The sequence below is a fragment of the Rhodococcus sp. IEGM 1330 genome (genome assembly GCF_033142445.1).
Taxonomy (GTDB): domain Bacteria; phylum Actinomycetota; class Actinomycetes; order Mycobacteriales; family Mycobacteriaceae; genus Rhodococcoides.
This window is the reverse complement of the sequence record NZ_JAWLSB010000001.1, coordinates 139848-160884: the sequence shown is the minus strand read 5'-3', so window position 1 is coordinate 160884 and position 21037 is coordinate 139848. Positions and strand designations below refer to the sequence as shown.

At 65.2% G+C, this 21037-nt stretch carries 22 protein-coding genes; 11 read left to right on the top strand and 11 right to left on the bottom strand.

Features of this window, described 5'->3' with window-relative positions; all coding sequences use genetic code 11:
* Positions 1–101 precede the first annotated feature (101 nt).
* Positions 102–1061 (top strand): agmatinase, encoded by a 960-nt coding sequence (speB, locus tag R4P57_RS00760; RefSeq protein ID WP_317801003.1) that lies wholly within the window; start codon positions 102–104, stop codon positions 1059–1061.
* Between the two features lie 12 nt (positions 1062–1073).
* Here speB and R4P57_RS00755 read toward each other — a convergent pair whose 3' ends face one another.
* On the bottom strand, positions 1074–1973 hold the full coding sequence (locus tag R4P57_RS00755) for a universal stress protein (protein ID WP_317801002.1): 900 nt from the start codon (positions 1971–1973) through the stop codon (positions 1074–1076).
* On the bottom strand, positions 1970–3412 hold the full coding sequence (locus R4P57_RS00750) for an amino acid permease (protein WP_317801001.1): 1443 nt from the start codon (positions 3410–3412) through the stop codon (positions 1970–1972). The genes R4P57_RS00755 and R4P57_RS00750 overlap by 4 nt, the downstream gene beginning before the upstream one ends.
* Positions 3413–3589: 177 nt before the next feature.
* On the opposite strand from R4P57_RS00750, the gene R4P57_RS00745 reads away from it, so the two are divergent.
* The 4 genes from R4P57_RS00745 (at position 3590) to R4P57_RS00730 (ending at position 6857) form a co-directional block, all read left to right on the top strand.
* A complete protein-coding gene (locus R4P57_RS00745; RefSeq protein WP_317801000.1) occupies positions 3590–4804 on the top strand; it encodes a PucR family transcriptional regulator in 1215 nt (404 codons plus the stop codon).
* A gap of 202 nt (positions 4805–5006) precedes the next feature.
* Positions 5007–5162 carry a hypothetical protein gene (locus R4P57_RS00740; RefSeq protein WP_183130214.1) on the top strand — a complete coding sequence of 52 codons (156 nt, stop codon included), beginning with the start codon at positions 5007–5009 and terminating at the stop codon, positions 5160–5162.
* Positions 5159–6229 carry a TerC family protein gene (locus R4P57_RS00735; RefSeq protein ID WP_317800999.1) on the top strand — a complete coding sequence of 357 codons (1071 nt, stop codon included), beginning with the start codon at positions 5159–5161 and terminating at the stop codon, positions 6227–6229. The genes R4P57_RS00740 and R4P57_RS00735 overlap by 4 nt, the downstream gene beginning before the upstream one ends.
* A gap of 79 nt (positions 6230–6308) precedes the next feature.
* On the top strand, positions 6309–6857 hold the full coding sequence (locus R4P57_RS00730; RefSeq protein ID WP_317800998.1) for a DNA starvation/stationary phase protection protein: 549 nt from the start codon (positions 6309–6311) through the stop codon (positions 6855–6857).
* Positions 6858–6927: 70 nt separating this feature from the next.
* On the opposite strand, the gene R4P57_RS00725 is transcribed toward R4P57_RS00730, so the two are convergent.
* On the bottom strand, positions 6928–7386 hold the full coding sequence (locus R4P57_RS00725; protein ID WP_317800997.1) for a hypothetical protein: 459 nt from the start codon (positions 7384–7386) through the stop codon (positions 6928–6930).
* A 120-nt stretch (positions 7387–7506) separates the two neighbouring features.
* On the opposite strand from R4P57_RS00725, the gene R4P57_RS00720 reads away from it, so the two are divergent.
* Positions 7507–7704, top strand: coding sequence for a CsbD family protein (locus R4P57_RS00720; protein WP_027496220.1), 198 nt, complete (start codon positions 7507–7509; stop codon positions 7702–7704).
* 82 nt (positions 7705–7786) lie between these two features.
* Here R4P57_RS00720 and R4P57_RS00715 read toward each other — a convergent pair whose 3' ends face one another.
* Entirely contained in the window at positions 7787–8515 is a 729-nt protein-coding gene (locus tag R4P57_RS00715; RefSeq protein ID WP_317800995.1) for an EAL domain-containing protein, read from the bottom strand.
* Entirely contained in the window at positions 8512–9768 is a 1257-nt protein-coding gene (locus tag R4P57_RS00710; protein ID WP_317800994.1) for a helix-turn-helix domain-containing protein, read from the bottom strand. Before R4P57_RS00710 ends, R4P57_RS00715 begins: the two co-directional genes overlap by 4 nt.
* A gap of 248 nt (positions 9769–10016) precedes the next feature.
* Here R4P57_RS00710 and R4P57_RS00705 point away from each other — a divergent pair, with 248 nt between their 5' ends.
* Entirely contained in the window at positions 10017–10535 is a 519-nt protein-coding gene (locus tag R4P57_RS00705; protein ID WP_317800992.1) for a hypothetical protein, read from the top strand.
* Between the two features lie 42 nt (positions 10536–10577).
* Here R4P57_RS00705 and R4P57_RS00700 read toward each other — a convergent pair whose 3' ends face one another.
* From R4P57_RS00700 to R4P57_RS00680, 5 genes are read right to left on the bottom strand one after another with little or no spacing between them, the layout of a single operon-like run.
* A complete protein-coding gene (locus R4P57_RS00700; RefSeq protein ID WP_317800991.1) occupies positions 10578–11600 on the bottom strand; it encodes an LLM class flavin-dependent oxidoreductase in 1023 nt (340 codons plus the stop codon).
* Between the two features lie 34 nt (positions 11601–11634).
* Positions 11635–12465, bottom strand: coding sequence for a glycosyltransferase family 2 protein (locus tag R4P57_RS00695; RefSeq protein ID WP_317800990.1), 831 nt, complete (start codon positions 12463–12465; stop codon positions 11635–11637).
* Positions 12462–13466: a glycosyltransferase gene (locus R4P57_RS00690; RefSeq protein WP_317800989.1), complete on the bottom strand. Its 1005-nt coding sequence runs from the start codon at positions 13464–13466 to the stop codon at positions 12462–12464. Before R4P57_RS00690 ends, R4P57_RS00695 begins: the two co-directional genes overlap by 4 nt.
* Positions 13463–14572, bottom strand: coding sequence for a glycosyltransferase (locus R4P57_RS00685; RefSeq protein ID WP_317800988.1), 1110 nt, complete (start codon positions 14570–14572; stop codon positions 13463–13465). The genes R4P57_RS00690 and R4P57_RS00685 overlap by 4 nt, the downstream gene beginning before the upstream one ends.
* Positions 14569–15654 carry a glycosyltransferase family 1 protein gene (locus R4P57_RS00680; RefSeq protein WP_317800987.1) on the bottom strand — a complete coding sequence of 362 codons (1086 nt, stop codon included), beginning with the start codon at positions 15652–15654 and terminating at the stop codon, positions 14569–14571. The genes R4P57_RS00685 and R4P57_RS00680 overlap by 4 nt, the downstream gene beginning before the upstream one ends.
* Before the next feature lie 168 nt (positions 15655–15822).
* Between R4P57_RS00680 and R4P57_RS00675 the strand changes: the two genes are divergently transcribed.
* The 4 genes from R4P57_RS00675 to R4P57_RS00660 all read left to right on the top strand — a co-directional run bounded on the left by R4P57_RS00675 (position 15823) and on the right by R4P57_RS00660 (position 20233).
* Positions 15823–16761 (top strand): WcbI family polysaccharide biosynthesis putative acetyltransferase, encoded by a 939-nt coding sequence (locus tag R4P57_RS00675; protein ID WP_317800986.1) that lies wholly within the window; start codon positions 15823–15825, stop codon positions 16759–16761.
* Positions 16758–19079, top strand: coding sequence for a glycosyltransferase (locus R4P57_RS00670; protein ID WP_317800984.1), 2322 nt, complete (start codon positions 16758–16760; stop codon positions 19077–19079). The genes R4P57_RS00675 and R4P57_RS00670 overlap by 4 nt, the downstream gene beginning before the upstream one ends.
* Positions 19080–19164: 85 nt before the next feature.
* Positions 19165–19395, top strand: coding sequence for a hypothetical protein (locus tag R4P57_RS00665; protein ID WP_317800983.1), 231 nt, complete (start codon positions 19165–19167; stop codon positions 19393–19395).
* A gap of 13 nt (positions 19396–19408) precedes the next feature.
* Complete coding sequence (locus tag R4P57_RS00660) at positions 19409–20233, top strand: CDP-alcohol phosphatidyltransferase family protein (protein ID WP_317800982.1); 825 nt, start codon at positions 19409–19411, stop codon at positions 20231–20233.
* On the opposite strand, the gene R4P57_RS00655 is transcribed toward R4P57_RS00660, so the two are convergent.
* A complete protein-coding gene (locus R4P57_RS00655) occupies positions 20181–21017 on the bottom strand; it encodes a YihY/virulence factor BrkB family protein (RefSeq protein WP_317800981.1) in 837 nt (278 codons plus the stop codon). The genes R4P57_RS00660 and R4P57_RS00655 overlap by 53 nt on opposite strands.
* Between the last annotated feature and the right edge of the window lie 20 nt (positions 21018–21037).

Genomic DNA, 21037 nt, shown 5'->3' with positions numbered 1-21037 from the left:
GAAACTCGTGTTGACAAGATCGAGCATCAGAGTAACGCTTGCCGGGCGAACTGGTCGACCCAACCGTCACCGGACTCCTGAAAATTCGGAAGGAATTCTCGATGAACCCGAGCAATCCCGAGCACCCACCGATCGGTCCGGTCGACGCCACCAAGGTCCCCCGCTTCGCCGAGCCGACCACCTTCGCGCGCCTGCCCCGTCTCGACGAGGTGTCCCGCGCCGACGTCACCATCCTCGGCGTCCCGTTCGATTCCGGAGTGAGCTACCGGCCCGGCGCACGCTTCGGCCCGGGACACATCAGAGCAGCGTCGAAACTGTTGCGGCCCTACAATCCTGCGCTACAGGTCTCACCCTTCGCCCGACAACAGGTGGCGGATTTCGGTGACATCGGCGTCAATCCGTTCGACATCACCGAGGCACTGACCACGGTGCACGACGCGGTGACGGACCTGCGCGCCGACGGCTCGTCGGTTCTCACCCTCGGCGGCGACCACACCATCGCACTGCCGATTCTGCGTTCGCTCGCGCGCGATCACGGGCCGATCGCGGTACTGCACTTCGACGCACACCTCGATACGTGGGACACGTACTTCGGTGCTCCCTACACGCACGGCACACCGTTCCGACGGGCCAGCGAAGAAGGTCTGATCGATCTCGAACGCTCGCAGCACATCGGCATTCGCGGCCCGCTCTACAGCGCGCAGGATCTCGAGGACGATCGTGTGCTCGGCTTCCAGGTGATCCGGTCCGACGACTACGAGGTGGACGGCGTGGCCAGCATCGCCGAACGGATGCGCCGACGGCTCGACGGCGGCCCGGTCTACGTCTCGGTCGACATCGACGTTCTCGATCCCGCGCACGCACCGGGCACCGGCACCCCCGAGGCCGGTGGCATGACGTCCCGAGAGTTGCTCAACACCCTGCGCGGACTCGTCGGCCTGAACGTGGTCGGTGCCGACATCGTCGAGGTGGCACCCGCATACGATCACGCCGAGATCACCGGTATCGCAGCGGCACATGTTGCCTACGAGCTGTTGTCGGTGCTGGCCCTCAATCGATGACCCGCCCGCAGCTCACCGCCGTGGTAACACCAGGATCGGCACCGGTGAGTGTCGGATGATCTTGGTCGCCCGTGACCCGAGGAACACCCGAGCGATCGGCCCCAGTTGCCCGGACGATCCGATGGTCAGTACTTCGCCGTCCTGCCAGTGAACTTCGTCGAGGGCCTCGCGCCAGCTGCCTGCCATGGCCAGTTCGGTTGTCACCTGTTCGGCCGGAAGCCCTACTGCGACTGCGTCGTTTATCGCCGCGGTCAAGGCTTCCCTCAACCCGACGGCGAGTTCGGCGGCGACGTCGTCCTCGACGCGTAGGCCGACTTCGGGCGGATACATCGTCGCCCCGCGCACGACGAACGACGCCAGGCGGAGCGGGATGCCCGAGTCTCGGGCGAGTTCGGCAGTAGGACCCACGACACGCGAGGCCTCGCTGTCGCCGGAGAACGCGCACGTGATCCGGGTCAGCGTGGCGCGTTCGCGCATCCGGTAGCCGCGGGGAGCGAGCGCCACGGTCACCGGGGACGAGTGCAGAAGCTTGTCTGCCGTCGACCCGACGACCACCTGCCCGAGAGCACCGTCGCCCGAGGAGCCGAGAACCAGTACCGAGGCCGAGATGCTTTCGGCCGCCTCGGTCAACGCCGTCGACACCGAACGGTGTGCTAATCGGTGGAACGACGCGGTGATGTCGGGTGCCCGGTCTTCGAGGTAGTGCCGCGCTTTCGCCTCCGACTCGGCTGCGGTCGTCGCTGCCCAGTCGGCGAACTCCGCATCCACCCGTGCCATCGACGGAGTCGACCAGGGCTTGGGTACCACCGTCGCCACGTCGATGGTCGTACCCGTGGATCGCGCGAGTTGGGCACCGAGATCGAGGGCACCCACGCTGCCTTTCCCCGGCGCGAATGCGATCAGCACGCTCATCGTGCGTCCTGTTCGGCCCCACGCAGTGTCGAGTGATGCCGTCCCCAGAAGAAGTAGAACGCCAGCACTATTGCGAGCCACAGCCCGAACCAGAACCACGTGGTCCAGTGCAGTCCGGACAGGATGTACAGGCAGGCGAGGACCGACAGCACCGGAGTCACCGGGTATCCCGGAACCTTGAACGGCCGTTCGAGATCGGGCATCGAGCGGCGCAGCACGATCACTCCGATGGACACGACGATGAACGCGACGAGGGTGCCGATCGACACCAGGTCCGCCAGCTTGTCGAGCGGAATGAACGCGGCGAGAATCGAGATCACGACGGCGACGACGATCGTGTTGTTGACCGGCGTGTGCGTGCGAGGACTGACCTTGGCGAAAGCTTTGGGCAACATGCCGTCCCGGCCCATCGCGAACAGGATGCGAGTCTGTCCGTACATCGTCACCAGGGTTACCGAGAAGATGGATATGACCGCACCTGCAGCCAGAATCGTTGCCGGCCAAGCTTGCCCGGTGACGTTGCGCAGGATCTCCGCCAGCCCGGCTTCCTCCTGGCCGGCGAAGTCGGTCCAGGGCTGGGTCCCCAGGGCGGCCACGGCCACGACGAGATAGAAGACGATGACGACGATCAGCGCCGCAATGATGGCCCGCGGCATGGTCTTCTGCGGATCCTTCACCTCGTCGCCCGCGGTGGACACCGCGTCGAGTCCGATGAACGAGAAGAAGATCGTGCCCGCGGCCGCCGTCACACCTGCTGCGCCCAAGGGCATGAAGTCCGAGAAGTTGCCGGAGTCGAAGGCAGTGAATCCGACGATCGAGAACAGAGCCAGCACACCGAGTTTGATGACGACCATGACTGCGTTGACGGCTGCCGACTCGCTCGCACCGCGAATGAGCAGAACGGCGCACAGCACGATCAGCACAACCGCAGGCAGATTCATGATGCCGGGATCGGCGTCACCCGGCGCAGCGGACAGCGCGTGGGGGATGGTGAAGCCGAAGAGGTTGTTCAACAGCTCGTTGAGGTACCCGCTCCACCCGACGGCAACGGCAGCGCTGGACACTCCGTACTCGAGCAACAGGCAGGCGGCGACGCCCATCGCGACCACCTCGCCCATCGTCACGTACGCGTAGGAATAGGTCGAGCCCGAAACCGGTACCGCCGATGCCATTTCGGCGTAGCAGATGGCTGCGAGCCCGGCCGCGATACCCGCGGCCAGGAACGAGAGCACCACTGCGGGACCGGCTTCGGGGACCGCGAGCGACAGGACGAAGAAGATGCCGGTTCCGATGGTGGCGCCGACTCCGAACATCGTCAGCTGGAACGTACCGATGGTCCGTTCCAGCCCGCCACTGCTCTGCTGGTCCGGATCGACGATCGGCTTCTTGCGAAGCAGTTGCGATCGCAGACTCGATGCAGGTCGGTTCGACGATGCCATGGCCGGCACTCCCAACGTGGAGACGAACGGTGCGGATCGGCTGATTGTGCTCCCAGATACCGCCTCTCGCACGCCGAACACGCGGTGAAATCGTTCGATTCACACGCCTATCCGTTTCTCCACCGCGGCCGCGATGCCTACCATTGACCTTCAGTCGGATGGGAGACACGAGAACAGATGGCCACACAGCGCGATGCGCTACCGCTCGATTCGGTCGCTGCGCAGGCAGCGTCGGACGCCGGCGGACTCGACGTCGCTCTGCTGGGCAGCTTCCTCGAAGTCCTCGCCGACGCCGTCGATGCGGGCGTCCCCCTGAGCCGCGGGCAGCTGCACGAGTTTCGAGCGCAGGGCGATGCTGCTGCCCGCGCCGGCGTCGCACTGCGCGCACTGCTGGATCTGTACCTGTCCTCGGCGTGGCGACTGTGGCGGGAACTACCCGCTGTCGCCGCCGCCGCGGACGACCCGGCCGGAGTCGTCACGGCCGGCGAGGTGATGCTGCGCGCGGTCGACGACGCAGTGGCCGAACTGGCCGAGGGATTTCAGCTCGCCCGCCGCACTCTCGTGCGAGCCGAGGTACTCGCCCGCCGTGAATTCGTCGACGATCTGCTTTCGGGCACCTCCGATGTCGCCGGGGTGCTCGGGCGCGCGCAGACGTTCGGCCTCGACCTGTCGAGTCCGCACGTGGTGGCTGTGGTCACGTCGACCAAACCGTTCACCGACGCCAGCTCTGCCATCACCCTCGTCGAGCGCAGTGTGCAGGGCAGCAAGGGAGACGCCGAGTTGCTCGTGGCCACCAAGCAGGACCGGTTGATTCTGGTGTTCCCGGCACCCGACCTCGACGCCGTCGACCACGTCCTCAACCGGGTGGGACGCGCCCTCGGTACGTCCACGCCGGCGTCGGGCGAATCGGTCGATCTCCGTCGGAAAGGGGAGTACGGCCGGACGCAGATCGGGGTCGGCCGCCCACGCAGCGGGGCGGTCGGGGTCGCGGCGTCGTACCGGGAAGCCCTCGACGCACTCGATCTCGCCGCCTCGCTCGGATTCGACGCATCTGTGGTCGATGCTCGCGATCTGCTCGTCTACCGCGTCTTGATCAGCGATCGTGCGGCGATCGCCGATCTGGTCGACACGTTGTTGACACCGCTGCTGGGCGCGCGAGGCGGGGCGGGTCCCCTGTTGGAGACTTTGCAGGTGTATTTCGACACCGGTGCGAACACCGCCTCCACCGCACGACGGATGCATCTCTCGGTGCGGGCGGTCACCTACAGATTGTCTCGAATAAAGGATTTGACCGGGCAGAATGTGGGCAACCCCGTCGAGGCATTCGCGCTGCACACGGCGGTACTCGGAGCGAAGCTGCTCGACTGGCCCCAGGTTCGCTCGTCGTCGTGACGGCCAGAGACCGCTCGAATTGCCGCAACCAGGCAACGAAATCGGTCGAAACGTGTCCGCAAAACGACCATGCCTGCTGGAAAGCGAACAGTCACACTGGAGTAGTCGCGGAATGACCACGCGTTTTCCGCCGAGGCCCGAACGCACGGCCGGAACACCGGTAGGACGAAGACAGACGAGAACGAAAAGGAGCGTGTGACAGATGGCGTCGTTGACACAGAAGTTGACATCGTTCGCTCGCAGCCCACAGGGCAAGAAGATGATCGATCAAGCACGTCGGTACGCAACCAAGCCCGAGAATCAGGCGAAGTTGAAGCAACTCGGCAGCAAATTCACGAGTAGAGGTGGCCGTTCATGAACGTCGTCCCGTGGTGGGCATGGGCGGCATTCGGTGCCGTCGTCCTGATCCTGTTGGCCATCGACCTGTTGGCACACCGCGGTGCCCACATCATCGGTTTCAAGGAAGCCGCATGGTGGAGCGCACTGTGGGTCGGCGTGGCCATCATCTTCGGCATCGTGGTGTTCTTCACCTTGGGAACCACGGCCGGAGTCGAATACACGACGGCCTGGCTACTGGAGAAGAGTCTGTCCGTCGACAATCTCTTCGTCTTCGCGCTGATCTTCGGTTACTTCAAGGTTCCCCGTGAGTACCAGCACCGGGTGCTGTTCTTCGGTGTGATCGGTGCCCTGGTCTTCCGCGCGATCTTCCTGGCCGCCGGTGTGGCCATCGTCAGCAAGTTCGCTGCCGTTCTGTTCGTCTTCGCAGCCATCCTCCTGTACAGCGCCTACAAGCTGATGAAGGACGAGGACGACTCGTACGACCCGAGCACGTCGCTCGCAGTGCGCCTACTCCGCAAGATCATCCCGGTCCAAGACGAGTACTCCGGTACCAAGTTCTTCGTCAAGGAAGCCGGCAAGCGCGTGGCCACGCCACTGCTCGCCGTCGTGGTGGCGATCGAGGCCGCCGACCTGGTGTTCGCAGTCGACAGCGTCCCCGCCGTTCTGGCGGTGACCGACGACCCGTTCATCGTCTACTCCTCGAACGCGTTCGCCATCCTCGGCCTGCGTGCCCTGTACTTCTTGCTCGCAGGGTTGCTCGAGAAGTTCCACTACCTGTCCAAGGGACTGGCGATCATCCTCGCCTTCATCGGCGTGAAGCTGATCCTTCAGGCCGGACACAAGGTGATCAGCACGTCGATCCCCGAAATCCCGTCGCTGGTCAGCCTGGTGGTCATCATCGTGGTCCTGGCAGGCTCGGTCATCCTGAGCCTGAAGAACCCGCCGAACGAAGACGACGAAGCAGGCAAGATCGACACGGTCGCCGCCGACAGCCCGATCGTCGATCCGACGGACGGAACCTCCTCGGCCGGAACCTCGTCGGCCGGAACGTCGGGCACGGATTCACCGCGACTCGACAAGTCCTGACCTCTCACCACACATGCCCCGCCGAATTCGATTCGGCGGGGCATGTTTGTGTTCCGGGGGGATGGGGCAAACCCTGCACATGGCTGAAAAGAACTCGTACACCGTTCCCGGACTCACCTCGGAAGTGGGCGCGCGCGTCGCCGCGATCCTTCAGGATCGACTGAACGCCTACAACGATCTCCATCTGACGCTCAAGCACATTCACTGGAATGTCGTCGGACCCAACTTCATCTCGGTACACGAGATGCTCGATCCGCAGGTCGAAGCAGTTCGCGGTTTCGCGGACGACGTCGCCGAGCGCATCGCGACCCTCGGCTCCTCGGCCAAGGGCACACCAGGCACCATCGTCTCCGAGCGCAGCTGGGACGACTACTCGATCGGTCGCGCGACGGCCATCGAGCACCTCGGTGCACTCGACCTGGTTTACACCGGAGTCATCGAGACCACTCGCAAGAATATCGAAGAGGTCGGCGAGATCGATCCCATCACCGAGGACATGCTCATCGGTCAGAGTGCTCAGCTCGAACTCTTCCACTGGTTCGTGCGGGCACACCTGGAGAACTCCGGTGGCCAGCTCTCCACCGCGAGTGCGACCAGCGAGGTAGAGGCAGCACAGCAGGCAGGCTAGACACTCTCCACTCGAGCACCGATCTCGCCGTGACCCGGCGAGATCGGTGCTTCGTCGTTTCCGGCCGGTGTCAGTCGGTCGGTCTCGCTTCGTGCCCGCTGCGACCGTGGGTTCGGCGCCGCTCCTTCATCTCGGATTCGAAGACGTGGCGACGACCGTCCATCAACTCGCTTCGCACTGCACGATCGTGTTCGCGCAACGGGCCCCAATATCCGTCGTCGAATTCCTCGACGAGCTGAAACGTCCACCGCCCCGGCGCAATGTTTCGACCGATCATGTCGGTGTCGATTCGCTCGGACGTGGCGGTATGGCCGGCGTCGGCGAGCGCGTCGACGGCGTCACCGAGAAGTAGATCTGCGTGCCCCATCAGCTGGTGAAACGAATACAGGTGTCCACGAGCGCGCTCGACACATTCGAGGGCCTCGGACAGCTTCCCCACCGCGGCCACAGTGGCATCGTCCACGCCGCTCGGGCGCTGATGGGACGAGGGCATATCGGAGGCGGACTTGGCGTCGTTGTCTGGGTCCATGGGCGTCGGTTACCCGAATCGGCCCGGCACAATCCGCATGTGCAGTGCATGGTTACCGACTCCGATCGCGGGTATAGCTTTCTGTGAACGGACGAAAACAATCGATTTCGAGGAGTTCTCATGGCTGATTTCATCGACAAGGCAAAGCACAAGGCAGAAGAGCTCGTGGGCGAGGCCAAGGAAAAGATCGGCCACAAGACCGACAACGACGATCTTGCTGCCGAAGGCGCAAAGGATCAGGCGTCGGGCAAGACCAAGCAGGTCGGCGACGACGTCTCGGACGCCGCAGGCAACATCAAGGACAAGTTCACGAACTGATCGTCTCGATCCGTCGTATCGAAACCCCGTACCCAGGCCCCGGCCGTCGAAGGTGCGGGGTTTCCTCGTTGCCGGCCACTGATCAGATCGGCCGATTCGGCAGCGGCAACGGACGGCCGAACATCCAGCCCTGACCGAGGGTTGCTCCCAGAGACCTGGCGCGACGTAGATGCTTGCGGGTTTCGATTCCTTCTGCCAGCAGAACGGCATCGCTCGTGCGGACGTAGGCCCGCACCTGCCGTACCGCGGCGCGCGACCGATACGGGGACCTGATGATCGACGCGTCGAGTTTGACGATGTCCGGCGCGACGGCGGCCAGCAGCGCCAACGTTGCAGGCGTGGCACCGACGTCGTCCATAGCCACCGACATACCGCGAGCGCGGGCTCCTCGAACCAGGGCCATCAGCAACGGGACGTTTCGGTCGAGGTCTCGCTCGGTGATCTCGAGGACGACGTCGAGGTCGTCACCGATCGCATCGAGGTGGCTGTCGACGTCGCGTTCGTCGACGAAACAGCCCGGCTCGATGTTGAGAAAGAAGCGCACCCGACGCGAATACACGTGCTCGCGTGCCGCCCGAAGTGCGGCGGCGCGACACGCGACGTCGACGCGACCCACCATCCCGCGCTCTCGGGCCAGCGCGAACACGTCCTCGGGAACGGCCAGGCTCGGAGACGGCCACCTGGCCAGAGCCTCGTATCCGACGACTGTCCCGGTGGCCAGTTCGACGACGGGCTGAAACAGAGCAGCGACGGACTCCACCGAATCGAGCGCCGCCGATGCTGCGAGCACCGCGCCGTCCGGCGCGGTCACAGTGATCGCTCGTCCACCGGAACGCGACGGGCTTCGAGGCGATCGGCGATCAGAGCAGCGTGCAGTCTTCGCAGTCCGGACGGCTTCATCGGATCGAGTCCGGTGAGCTGCTCCACCCTCTTCAAACGGTAGTCGACGGTGTTGGGATGCACCGTAAGCCAGGTGGCCGTCTTCTTGCGATTGGAGTCCGAGTCGACGAACGCTTGCAGAGTCGGCAACAGGTCGACCGAATCGCGCAGCGGATCGATCAATGTCACGAGGTGTTTGCGACCCAGTCCCGGCCTGCTCACCTGGTACTCGAACACGACATCCGAAATCCGGTACGTCCCAGGTGCGTACCGGAGCCGACGCACGAGACTCAGCAGTTCGTACAGGTGGGGCGCGGTCGTGGCGATGTCGTCGATCGCGGCCGAACCGGTCGTCGCGGTCACCGCCACCTGACCCGCGTCGGCCAATCGATCGACCAGTTCACCGATGTCGACACCGGGGACATCGGGCAGCAGGACGGTTCCGCCGGTGGGACTGATCGAGGCGATGGGCAGGCACTCCGCGTCGAACGTGGCCAGCGCTGTGTGGATTCTTCGCAGCTTTCGAGCCGCCATCATTGCGGCGTCGATCCGTCGGCCACCTTCGTCGACGTGGGCCGGAAAGTGCAGGGCGACAACGTGATAGTCCTCGGCGAGCAGCGTACCCATCCGATCGGCGATCTTGCGAGCCGTTCCGTCACCGGTGAGCAGTGCGTCGAGCAGTTCCACGTCGTGACGGGGACCGTTCTGAGTCAGCGTCCGAAATTCGGCCAGGTAGGCATCGGACACGGCCGCGGTGACGACGTCCAACAGTTCCATGACCAGGACGGTTCCGTCGACGACCCGATCGTCGACACCCTCGTCGACCGAGCGCGGTGCCTGTCGCACAGCCAGTGCGCAGCCCTCGTTGATGGAATGTTGGATACGACCGAGCGGTACACCGTCACGGGCCCACCGGGTTGCCGCGTCGCGAAAGACGTCCATGGCACCGGGTATCGGTAGCCGACCGGATTCGAGGACTCCGGTCGCCAGTTCGCAGCAGGTTGTCGTCATGTCGTCGAGCTCACCGCGGGCGCACTCGCGCGGCGGTGGTGTGTCCTCGGGTTCGCCCAAGTACTGATCCAGCATGCGTGCGGCAGTCTTTCTCGGTGTCCGCAGGCGGTCGGAGGCCCGTCGCCCACTGACGTACTCCTCCTGCGACACGTGCACGCTCTCTGCTGCCGTCACCGAAGACCCCACCCCTCGAACTCGAAACCTACTTCAGGTTTGTTTTCCCGTCGGACCGCTATCTCGGAAGATCGCTCGGTCTCGACGTCGCGCGCATGCATCCGTAACGGTCGAACCGGGCGGGACGCAGACATACGAACAGTAGAACAACAATCAAACCTGTGGATTGTTTTGCCCAAGATATTCGGCAGTCCATCCGGATTCGGTACCCAGGAGCTCAGTTGTGACCTCCTCTCGCAGGTGGACTCGTGACCCGCCAGTACCTGCGCTTCGAGGGTGGAGCCAACCCGGCCGACCCGACGAAGAACAAGGTGAACACCGTCGTCAGCGTCGCCGGGTCGAACCACGGCACCACCCTCGTCGGTATCGGCACCCTGGGTCGTACGATCAACAACCTGGGCCTGAACGTGCTCGGCGTCGTCGGGGCCATCGCCGGACCCGCTGCCTCGGATCAGGTCATCGACTCGGACTTGGTCAAGGGACTGGCAGTGGGCGGTGACACCGACCCCGGGATCGAGTACACCGTGATCGGCACCAAGTACGACGAGGTCGTCACCCCGTACAAGACGACGTTCCTCACCGCAGGCCCCGGTGCCACGGTCAACAACGTCACCCTGCAGAACGGTTGCGAGATCGATCTGTCGGATCACCTGTCGATCTCGGTCTCGCCTCGTGCGATCGGCATCGTGAAGAATGCACCGGATCCGAAGGGCTTCCCCACGAAGTCGATCCCGTGTGCATTCGACTCACCCATCACCGGCAGCTAGTTCGCCTCGGTGAGGGCGATCGGCCATCGACTCCGATCGCCCTCACTGCTGCCCGGGCACCCATCCGAGTAGGGGCCCGAGCGTGTGTGCCATGTCGGTCAGGATCTGCACGTAGTCCTCGTGGTCGAAGCTGAACGGCAATGCGAACGCCACCTCGTCCACCTCACGAAACGACCTGTTGGCGTACAACTTCTCGGCGATCATGTCCGAAGTCCCGACGAGGTCGGGCGCGAACATCATCCGAGCCGGACCCTGTGGCTCGAGCGTGCGCGCGAATCGCCCACGCGCGTACTGCTCGTACTTGGCCGTCTGCGAAGGGCTCGCACTGTCGGTCGGGATCACCACCAACCCCTGCGAGACCCTCGCATCACCCCCGGCCGGGTGAAACTCACGAAAACGCCGAATGTGCGAGAGCTGGATGTCGTCGAAGTCGGTCGACTCCTCGGCGCGCACCACGCTGCTGACCAGAAGATTCATCTCGTTCTCTCCGGCCCACTGCGCCGACCGCAGGCTCGCTCCCCCGTACCACATCCGACTGCGCAGACCGGGTGAATACGGCTGTACGCGAGTGGAATACGACTCGATGCCCTCGGTACCCGACCACGTCGACGCCGGCTCTCCGGCGACGAACCCGAGCAGCCTCGACACCCGTTCGTACCCGAAATCCTCGGTATCCGCGGTGTCGGGATAGAGCGAATGATTGACCCGCTCGAACTGCATCGGTTGTCCCACACTGACTCCGGGATTGATCCGCCCACCGGACAACACGTCGACGGTCGCCAGATCTTCGGCGAGACGCAGGGGGTTCTCCCAACCCAGTGGTGTCACTGCCGTACCGAGCGCTATCCGGTCGGTCCGCTGCGACGCCGCAGCCATGACTGCGATGGGTGACGAAATTCCGAACTGCAGGTGGCGATGTCGAAGCCATGCGCTGTCGAAGCCGAGCTGCTCGCCGAGTTCGATGATGTTCAGCGTCGATTCGTGGCCACGCGCTGGATCGGACTCGTCGAACAGCCCGATCGTGAGAAATCCGAGAGAACGCAACGGGTGAGAAGACGTAGGCACGTCGAGTCTCCATTCGGTCGAATTTCGACCCAGCCTAAACGAATCGGTCGGCCGTGCGGCGAATCCCGGAGCCGTCGAACTCGACGAGGCCGCGAGCGGCGAAGGCGTCGAGCCAGCCGATCATCGGCCACCGACCCCATCGATCGAAGAATGTACGCGCATTGGCGACGATGTCGTCGAGGTGTTCCACCGGAGGATCGGAGACCGGATGGAACTGGTGGTAGGCGTGCGCCCCGCCGACCCACCGCAACCCCATGCCCGACGCCTCCGCGGTGGCTCCGAAATCGGTGTCCTCACCGCCGTAGCCGGTGTAGTCCTCGCAGAAGCCGCCGAGTTCGGTCCAGGTCGCTGCCCCGACCGCGAAGGACAGTGACCAGAACAGATCGAAGTTGTCTCCGTGCTCGACGGTGTCGACCGGTGGGTTCGGCCGCGCCGGATGCGGCGCGGTCAGCAATCTCAGGGCCCCGCCCTCGGCACCGATGTCCTTCTCTTTCAGGTAGGTCACCGGACCGCAGAGCAGCGATCGCTCGTTGCCGGGCAGTGTTGCCGCACTGCGGTATCGCTCGATCGTGTCCGGGCCCGGAATGCAGTCGACGTCGAGGAAGACCAACAGCTCCGCGCTGCGGTCGATTGCAGCAGCCGCGCCGAGGTTGCGCGCACGGGCCAGCGGTAGGGCGCCGTCCGCGGGGATCTCGAGACAGGTGGCGGCCGAACCCGATCGAGCGAGTACGTCGACGATCGCGTCGTCGCCCATGGACACGACGATGTGGTCGACCGGTTCCTCGGTGGTCCCTCGCAGACCGCGCACCTGAGCGGCCAGGTGCTCGTGTCGACCGGACACCACCGTGACGACGACGGTCTTCACTGTCGCACCGTTCGAGGCGCGGCCTGCTCGATTGCCCTGGCGGCGCGGGCGGGCGCACCCTCGGTACGCAACGCAGACCACCGACGGCCACCGATCTCGCGGGCGCGGTTCGCCGCAGCATGCCACCGCGCGACGGACGGCCACGAGTGGTGAACGTCGGCGAACGGTCCGCGCGCCAGTGCGGCGGCGGTGGCCGACTGCTCACCGAAGGGTCGAGCCTGCGGCACCACGATGGCGGGCGCGCCCGAGGCGGCGACGTCGGCGACGGCGTTCTGGCCGGCGTGCGTGACGACGAGTGCTGCCGAACACAGCACCGGCCACACGTCGTCCACCCAGTCGCCGCCTGCGACGCCGAGTGCGCGGAACTCGAATCGGGCGTCCACCGCCGACCACGAGTCCACCAGGTCTCGGGTCAGCTCCGTGCCACCGGCGGCACCCAGAACCACCACCGTCGGATCGGCGTGGGCAGTGACTCGCTCACGTTCGGCGAATCGACTGATCGAGCCTGCATAGGTGGTCTTCTCGGCGAAGGGACGCAGCCAGGTCGGGTCGTAGACCTCGCGCGACCACGGCGCGACGATGTGGGTCGCTGCCCGATAGGCGAGGGTGTGGATCGGATCGTCCCGCTCCCCCGGTATTGCCATCACGATCACGCGAACACCCATGAGCCGCAAGAACATCGCCACTTCCACCGATACGTCGACCACCACGGCCCACGGCCGCTCGCGCGCCACCCACTCCGCGATGATCGCCGACCGCTCGGTCAGACCGTCCACGTCGTGAGGGGCCCAGTGCAGCAATCCTCCCGCTGAACTGTTCTGTGCCACAGCATCTGTGGACTCGTCCACATCGAGCGGCAGCGAGAGCCACTCGGCCGCCGCATGCCCCGGAGGTCGAGTTCTCGAGGACAGCACGGTCATGGGTTCCGACATCGAGCGAGCGATCGCGTCGGCGCGGGTGACGTGACCGACCCCGTGGTGGTGCGCGTAATAGCCGATCATGCGATCGCGAGTCGATCGTGGACGGAGTCGGCAGCCGCGGCCATTGTCGAGTGGTACAGCGCCTCGTACTCGTCCACCATCCGGTCCATCGAGCACACCTGCTCCGCCCGCGCCCGGACGTCGGACCTCCTCAGCGCTGCCGCCGCGGGGATCGCCGCGGCGAGGCCGTGTACGTCGTCGGCCGCTACCAGCACTCCCGACGAGGCATCGACGATCTCCGGTATGCCGCCCCTGGCGAACGCGGCGACGGGAGTGCCACAGGCCAGTGCTTCCGCCACCACCAGGCCGTACGGCTCGGACCAGACCGGTGACACGAGCGCGACCTCGGCGCCGGCCACCAACGCCGCCAGGGCGGGCTGATCGAGGTGTCCGACGTAGCGGATGTTCTCGTCCAGCATCGGCTCGACGAACTCGTGGAAGTACTCGAGATTGCTCAGCGGGCCGGCGATACGCAACGAACGGCCTGCTTCCTTCGCAGCCGCAATGGCCAGGTGCAGCCCCTTCTCCGGGACCACCCGACCCGACCACACCACGTAGTCACCGCCGGTGCCGAACGGCCACTCCTCCAACGAGATTCCGTTGCGAATGACGACGGTTCCGGCGGTGACATCGGCCCACTGCGAGGCGGCGAACTCGCTGACCGCGGCAAATGTGTTGGCACCGGGAGGGGCCAACGCAACTGCGGACTCCAGCCACGCGAACGGCGGTGTGTGCAGTGTCGTCACCATCGGTACCGACAGCGTCGCCGACATCGCCAGCGGTAGGTAGTGCAGGCTGTGGTTGTGCACGATGTCGAAGGATCGAGACAGCGTCCCCGCAAGTTCCAACATGACCGCCAGGTACGCGTGATGCTCGCGGATCGCGGTGGGAGTGATCGAAACGTCGGCGACGGAGATCGGCGTCAGATCCAGCGTTCGGACCGGCAACAGCGTTGCGTCGAGGTCGACACTCGACCCGTCTGCAGCGAACAGACTCACCTGATGCCCACGCTCGGTGAGCGCACGCACCAGGTTGTAGACGTGTGCCTCCAGACCGCCGGCGAAGGGCTGGGCCACCGGAAAACTCGACGACGCCAGCACCGCGATGCGAAGTGGGTTCTCGTTCAACGCATCTCCTTTGTCACTGCTGAGTAGATCGCTGCATGAGTTGCGGCGATTCGTTGTCGTTGCTCCGCGCGAACGCCGACATCGACTGCCGGGGTTCGATCGGCGTGCGATGCCAGCACGGCAGCAACGAGGGTCGCGGGATCGAACGAATCGATTCCCATTCGGAAACTGTGCACCCGGGCCTGATCTGCGTAGAAGCCGCAGTCGGACGCGACAACAGAGGTACCGAGATCGCGGCAGGCCTCGAGCCAGCCCGAGTGTGTCCCGAATCGATACGGCAGCACCGAGACATCGATCGACGACAGATAGTCCCACAGCGCGTCGTCGTCGAAACGTTCGTGCACGCGCACGTCGACATCGGGAAAGCTCGTGTAGTCCAGCAACTTTGCGCCGACCGTCGGGCTGTACCGATGACTGGAGGAGTCGAACACGTCCTCATCGATGTCCAACCGCACGGTGGCGTCGGGTAGCGAACGTGCGGCCTCGACCACCGCATCCATCACAGCCAACGGGTCCATGTTGGACCGCAGGTTCTTGGCGTGGACGCCAATGACGAACGAGTCCGACGCCGGGCGCGGGAGTGCCATCCGCTCCAGCGGCACGACGTGCGGATGGTCCACCACCGTTGCCTCGACGCCCCACCGATCGTGAATCCAGGCAGCGGCTCCCGCGGTGAGGGTGATGACAGCGGCGGCTGCGCGAACCAATACGTCCAGCTGTCGCAGATGAGCGGCACTGTCCGCGAAATGAGGATTGTGCAGGTCGTGGACCGTCAGAACCAATGGCTGCCGGTGTGCGCGCAGATGGTCGACAGAACGGGTGAGCTCGTCCGGAGCGAAGGTCTCGAACCCGAAATGCACGTGTAGAACATCGAAGTGCACGTCGGTCTGCTCGGCGAGCCACCGAGCATCGAGCAGGCGTGGGGGCCACCACTGGCCGGGTACGTCGATTCGGACAGGGGCCGGATCGGGCAGCACGATGAACGATGGGTCGGCCGACGCCGCGCGTGCGGAGTCGCCGACGACGGGCTGCAGGTGTCGGACATAGGCGTGCGAGGACGGAACCGATGCAACGCGAATCATGAATTCCTTCGGGTACAGGCAGTTGGATCGTGCCTGGTCCCGACACGCGATACGTAGCCAGTACCCAGTTGCACCCGGGTTCAATCGGGGTTGGCGAAGCCCGTCCACCGGGTCTACGTTGACGAGAGAATGGTCCAACACGAACGAGCACACGACGTCGGGGCAAGCATGGACGGTCGCACCCGCCACTACGGCGACTTCTACGGACTGGTGGACAACCCGGGACGCTGCGCCGAGAACGACAGACCGCTTCTGCTCGTCTGGGGAAATTGCCAGGCCGAGGCGCTGCGTATCCTCCTCGATTCCGATCCGGCCATGCCGCTGCGCACGGTGCGCATCCCTCCGGTCCACGAGCTGGAATCCTCGGACCTGCCCCACGTCGACCGCCTCGTGCGCCAGGCGTCGGTGCTGCTCACCCAGCCGATTCGAGCCGGCTATCGGTCACTGCCGCTGGGGGTGCCCGACCTCGCCGAGGCGCTCGCGCCCGACGCCACCGTCGTCCGATGGCCGGTGCTCAGATACGCGGGGCTGCACCCCTTCCAGGTCATCGTTCGACACCGGAGTGACCCCGCTGCCGTCCCGAACATGGTGCCGTACCACGATTTACGCACGATTCTCGCCGCCCATCGCGGACTCGGCAGCGACGCGGACTGGGACGTACAGGTCTCGGAAGACGGTCTGCGACAGGCAGCCGAGGCGAGCCTCGACGAGTTGCGCCGACGCGAACGCCGGGACATCGACATCGTTGCTTCCGACCTGTTTCGAGATGCCGGCAGCAACGCCACCCACACGATCAACCATGCGAGCAATGTGGTGCTCAGTGCTCTCGCGCAGCGGATACTCGATCACCTGAATACCGGCAGCACGGTCCGGGATCCGGGACGCGAGTTGCTCGGAGGTGTTCGAGCGCCCGTCGAGGGACGAGTGCTGAATGCTCTGGGCCTGCACGGCGATCCGCGGCCGAACTGGTCGGTCGACGGCGCTCCCCTGTCGCCGGATTCCGTTCACCGCGCTCACCTGCAGTGGTACGCAGATCGTCCCGAATTCGTCGGTGCGGCGCTCGAACGTCACGCCGAGCTGATCCGAACCCTGGAGCTGGCACCGTGACCGGGACGGTACATCATCTGGTGCTGGGGCCGAACGAGCACGGTGTCGTCCGTTGCGCACGCGAATTGGCCTCCGCAACAGCGAGTCCGGTGATCTCCGATCTCGAGCATCTGCCCCTCGACACTGCGATCCACGTGCACTTCACCGACCGGTTGTTCGGCCGTACTGCGGAGGAGGCAGCGGATGCTGTCGTCGCCTTCGCGCAGCGGCACCGCGCACCGATCACCCTCACGGTGCACGATGTGCCGCAGGCATCCGACGGCCACGCATTCGAGGCTCGGAAGGACTGCTACCGACGTGTGATCGACTGCGCAGCGACGGTGGTGGTCTCCAGCATGCACGAGCAGCTGCTGCTCGAGAACGTCCTGAACAGTCGGCACGACGTTCGGGTGATCCCGCTCCCGATCGGACGCGCGGCGGCGCGGACCGAAGAACGGGTCGCCCCGCGAAGAGTCGTCGGTGTACTCGGATTCGTCTATCCGGGCAAGGGGCACGAGGAGGTACTCGATGCCATGACGTCGCTGGACACCGACGTCGACGTTCTCTCGATCGGGTCCGCGTCACCGGGCCACGAATCCATGATCGGCGAACTCGGTCGTGCTGCAGAGCAACTCGGTCGATCGTTCACCTCGACCGGTTTCGTTCCCGATGCCGAGCTGGGCGAGATCCTGCGGTCGGTCGCGATTCCCGTCGCGTTCCACCGACACATATCGGCATCGGGTTCGATCAATTCCTGGATCGCGGCAGGCCGTCGGCCGCTCGTCCCGCGAGGTCGGTACGTGGAGGAAATGGAGACCAACTCCCCCGGGGCGCTGTGGATTCACGAGAATTCGGTCGAGGGCCTGGCCGCTGCGATGGCGGAGGCTCTACGCCATCCCGACAGGACATGGCGCAAACACGACGTGGTCACCTACCCCACGCTCGAGCAGGCAGCCGCGCTGTACCGCGCACTGTTCGACGAACAGTGCGCGACAGCGGCGGAAAAGCTATCCGACGGCCGGTGGGTGGTACCGGGCAATCGGTGGGATCTCGCCGGGCCCGTCGATCGGGATCCGCGAGTATCCGTGGTGATCCCGTACTTTTGCCAGCAGCGTCAGCTGGAGTTCGTACTCACCGCGCTGACACTGCAGAGCTACTCGGCCTCCCTGCTCCAGGTGATCGTGGCCGACGACGGGTCGCCCGAAGCACCGGACGTCGACGCCTTTCGGCCCGCTCTCGACATCACCGTCGTTCGACAGGAGGATCTCGGCTTTCGCGCGGCGGCTGCGCGCAATCTCGGCGCATCGGCCGCCGACGGGGAGATTCTGTGTTTTCTGGACGCGGACACCGTTCCCGAACCCGGGTACATCGCGGAATCGGTACGGCTGACGGGGGCAGTTCCCGATGCCCTCACCGTGGGTCGGCGACGCCACGCCGATCTGACGGGCTGGTCCGCCGAGAACGTGGCCGGGTGGTTCGGCGGCGGATCGTCCGGACCACCGGAATTGTCGGAGCCAGGGTGGCTTCGGGACGGGTATTCCCGCTCGCGCGACCTGCTCGATGCCGATCGACGTTCGTACCGGTACGTCATCAGCGCAGTCATGTCGTGCAGCCGTCAGCTGTTCTCCGAGATCGGTGGATTCGACGAAACCTTCGTCGGATACGGCGGAGAGGACTGGGATTTCGCGCATCGGGCCTACGACGCCGGTGCCCTCCTTGCGCACCTGCCCCGAGCGGTCGCCTGGCACGACGGACCCGAATGGGCCGAGCGGACGGGCGGGGATCGCGAACGCAAGAATCTCGAAGCCCTGATGCTGTCCTCGCGTATCACCGACCCTGCGGCTCGCACTCACGGCCTCGTCTACGCGGTGCCCGAGATCGTCGTGGTCGTGGAGTCCGCCGGACACAGCTCGGCCTCGCTGCTGTCCACTGTGGGATCCGTTCTACGCGAGCGCGATTGCGCGGTGTGGATAGACGGGCCGGACGCGGCGTCGTTGCGGGAGCAGTGGGGCGACGTCGACCCCCGCGTCCATCTGGGTCGGCCCGCTGACACCGGCCGCAGCCACATCGTCGTGCACGTGCGCGGACTCGTGGTGTTCGGTGCGCACGCACTGCGTCGAATGCTGGCGACCGGTGCCGATCGCATGACCGTGGACGTCGGCGGCAGTGGTGTCGTCGAGTGTCGCAGTTCGCGTTCGAGTGCGCGTGCGGCGCGGTGGGCCGATGCGCTCGGTCGTGATCCGCTCGACGTGGCCGGAGATCTCTTCGGGCACATGCACCGCACAGCCGTCGAATTCGGGATCTCGACCGGTGAACATCAGCCGAATCTGTCCTGGTGACGGGGAATACGGTGCGGCGGCTACTGATGGAACAATGGATGTCCGCGCTCGTCGGGGACAACGTAACAGCAAGGTCGGGTGAACAATGAACAGAACGCTGCATTCGATGATCTGGATGATGGCGATCATAGCCTTCGTCGCATTGATCTGGGGCACAGTCGGTTACGTGTACGCCGACGAACACCCGCTGCGCCGTGCGGCGTTCGTCGGTGGCGGAGTGTTGATCTCGGGATGGCTGATCGTGTTCGCTGCTGTGGGCATCAAGATCTCGCGACTGAAAGCGCGCCGGAGAGCGAGTAACTCCGACGACGACTGACAACTCGGCCGGGGTGCCGATTGAGAACGTCGTCGGCGGGTACTCCGCTTCGAAGTCTCGACGCGCAATCGCCGGTCACCTGCTCGTCGAGTTCCTCTCAGTCAGTGCCGAGCAAGGGTTCTCGATGGTCAATCAACGCAGTACGTCGAAGCAGCATGGTATTCCGGCACGACCGGCGACTCGCGAGGAGTATCTGTCGACCTGGTCGACGCTGCACAACGGCATCGATCCTTCCTCGTCGGCGTTGGTGTCGGGTTGGCTTCGCGTCGTGTATTCGCTGAGCGCGCCGCTGGTTCGCGCGTCCGTGTCCGCGCACGCCGTCACCCTCACCGCCGTAGTCGTGGCAGGGGCGGCAGTGGCGCTGTCGCGACCCGGCACCTCGGCACCATTGATCGCAGCTGTGCTGATCGTGATCTCCGGCCTGCTCGACGGTATCGACGGCGGAGTCGCGATGATCGGCCGTTCCCAATCCCAGTGGGGGTACTTGCTCGACACCGTCGCCGATCGCTGCAGCGACCTGCTGCTACTGGCGAGCGGTCTTGCTCTGGGAGCCCCGATGCCGCTCGTCGTTGCGGTCGGTGTGACGACGTTGCTGCACGAGATGGCCCGTGCCCGCGCGGTGGGTTCCGGTATCGATGATGTCGGCTTCCTGACGGTATGGGAGCGTCCCTCGCGGGTGATCGCGGCTGCGGTCACGGCGACGGTCGCCGGTGCCGCTCCGGCTACTGCCGGAACATCGGCGACCATCGGAATGTCGGTGACGTGCGCGCTCGCAGTTGTCGGGTTCAGCCAGTTGATGTTCGGGTTGCATCGTCGTGCCGATCGAACTCGGCCGTGACCAGCCAGCCGGCGAGGGCCAGCACGTGGAACACGAACATCCACAACATGATTGCGACCCCGCCTCCGATCGCGGTGAGGCCTCCGAACGGCGCACCCAGGTCCACCGGTATCGCCAGGAACAAGATGAATCCGTGTACGAATCCGGTGATGATGGACGAGGTGACGAGTGATCCGACGATCAACGCCCGCCAGCCCACCGCGCGTGGCGCAATCACGCGATAGGTCCACGCCAAGGGGACCGACAGGATCACCCACAGGCAGTTGAAGCCGAGGAACACGCGCAGCGCCATGGCACCGATTCCGCCGCCCCCGGTCGATGCTTCGAGCAACCGCGCAACACAGAGGACCCCTGCCAGCAAGACCGGTGCAGCGGCGAAGAACGGCACCATCGCCAACCGACCCCGCCAACCGGTGAACGATTCTCGAGTCGGAGCGAACCGCACGATCGCCCGGCGCAGACCCTCTCCGTAGAACGTCGCGGGGAAGATGGCAATCAGCACGCCGATCGGGCCGAGTTCGACTCCGGCCGTGGCCAATCCATCCACTGCCGCGCGAGCACCGAGGGCGTCGGGCAACAACGCCGACATGGCGTCGAATCCGCCGCGCACCCAGTCCGCCGACACCAACAGACTGCACGCGCGGATGGCCAGAAGCAGCAGCGGTACCACAGCGATGACGGCGTAGAACGTCAGGCCGCCCGCGATCAAGGTGGTGTCCTCGCGGGCGAATCCGGCTTTGATCGCGCCGACTCCCCGCGTTGCCCGGGTGCGTATCGAGGTCATCTCGCGCGTGCACGGAAGAA

Bases quoted from the DNA above. Each gene is read 5' to 3' on its own strand.
- speB (WP_317801003.1), top strand. From the start codon at position 102: ATGAACCCGAGCAATCCCGAGCACCCACCGATCGGTCCGGTCGACGCC.
- R4P57_RS00755 (WP_317801002.1), bottom strand. From the start codon at position 1,973: ATGAGCGTGCTGATCGCATTCGCGCCGGGGAAAGGCAGCGTGGGTGCC.
- R4P57_RS00750 (WP_317801001.1), bottom strand. From the start codon at position 3,412: ATGGCATCGTCGAACCGACCTGCATCGAGTCTGCGATCGCAACTGCTT.
- R4P57_RS00745 (WP_317801000.1), top strand. From the start codon at position 3,590: ATGGCCACACAGCGCGATGCGCTACCGCTCGATTCGGTCGCTGCGCAG.
- R4P57_RS00740 (WP_183130214.1), top strand. From the start codon at position 5,007: ATGGCGTCGTTGACACAGAAGTTGACATCGTTCGCTCGCAGCCCACAG.
- R4P57_RS00735 (WP_317800999.1), top strand. From the start codon at position 5,159: ATGAACGTCGTCCCGTGGTGGGCATGGGCGGCATTCGGTGCCGTCGTC.
- R4P57_RS00730 (WP_317800998.1), top strand. From the start codon at position 6,309: ATGGCTGAAAAGAACTCGTACACCGTTCCCGGACTCACCTCGGAAGTG.
- R4P57_RS00725 (WP_317800997.1), bottom strand. From the start codon at position 7,386: ATGGACCCAGACAACGACGCCAAGTCCGCCTCCGATATGCCCTCGTCC.
- R4P57_RS00720 (WP_027496220.1), top strand. From the start codon at position 7,507: ATGGCTGATTTCATCGACAAGGCAAAGCACAAGGCAGAAGAGCTCGTG.
- R4P57_RS00690 (WP_317800989.1), bottom strand. From the start codon at position 13,466: ATGATCGGCTATTACGCGCACCACCACGGGGTCGGTCACGTCACCCGC.
- R4P57_RS00680 (WP_317800987.1), bottom strand. From the start codon at position 15,654: ATGATTCGCGTTGCATCGGTTCCGTCCTCGCACGCCTATGTCCGACAC.
- R4P57_RS00675 (WP_317800986.1), top strand. From the start codon at position 15,823: ATGGACGGTCGCACCCGCCACTACGGCGACTTCTACGGACTGGTGGAC.
- R4P57_RS00665 (WP_317800983.1), top strand. From the start codon at position 19,165: ATGAACAGAACGCTGCATTCGATGATCTGGATGATGGCGATCATAGCC.
- R4P57_RS00655 (WP_317800981.1), bottom strand. From the start codon at position 21,017: ATGACCTCGATACGCACCCGGGCAACGCGGGGAGTCGGCGCGATCAAA.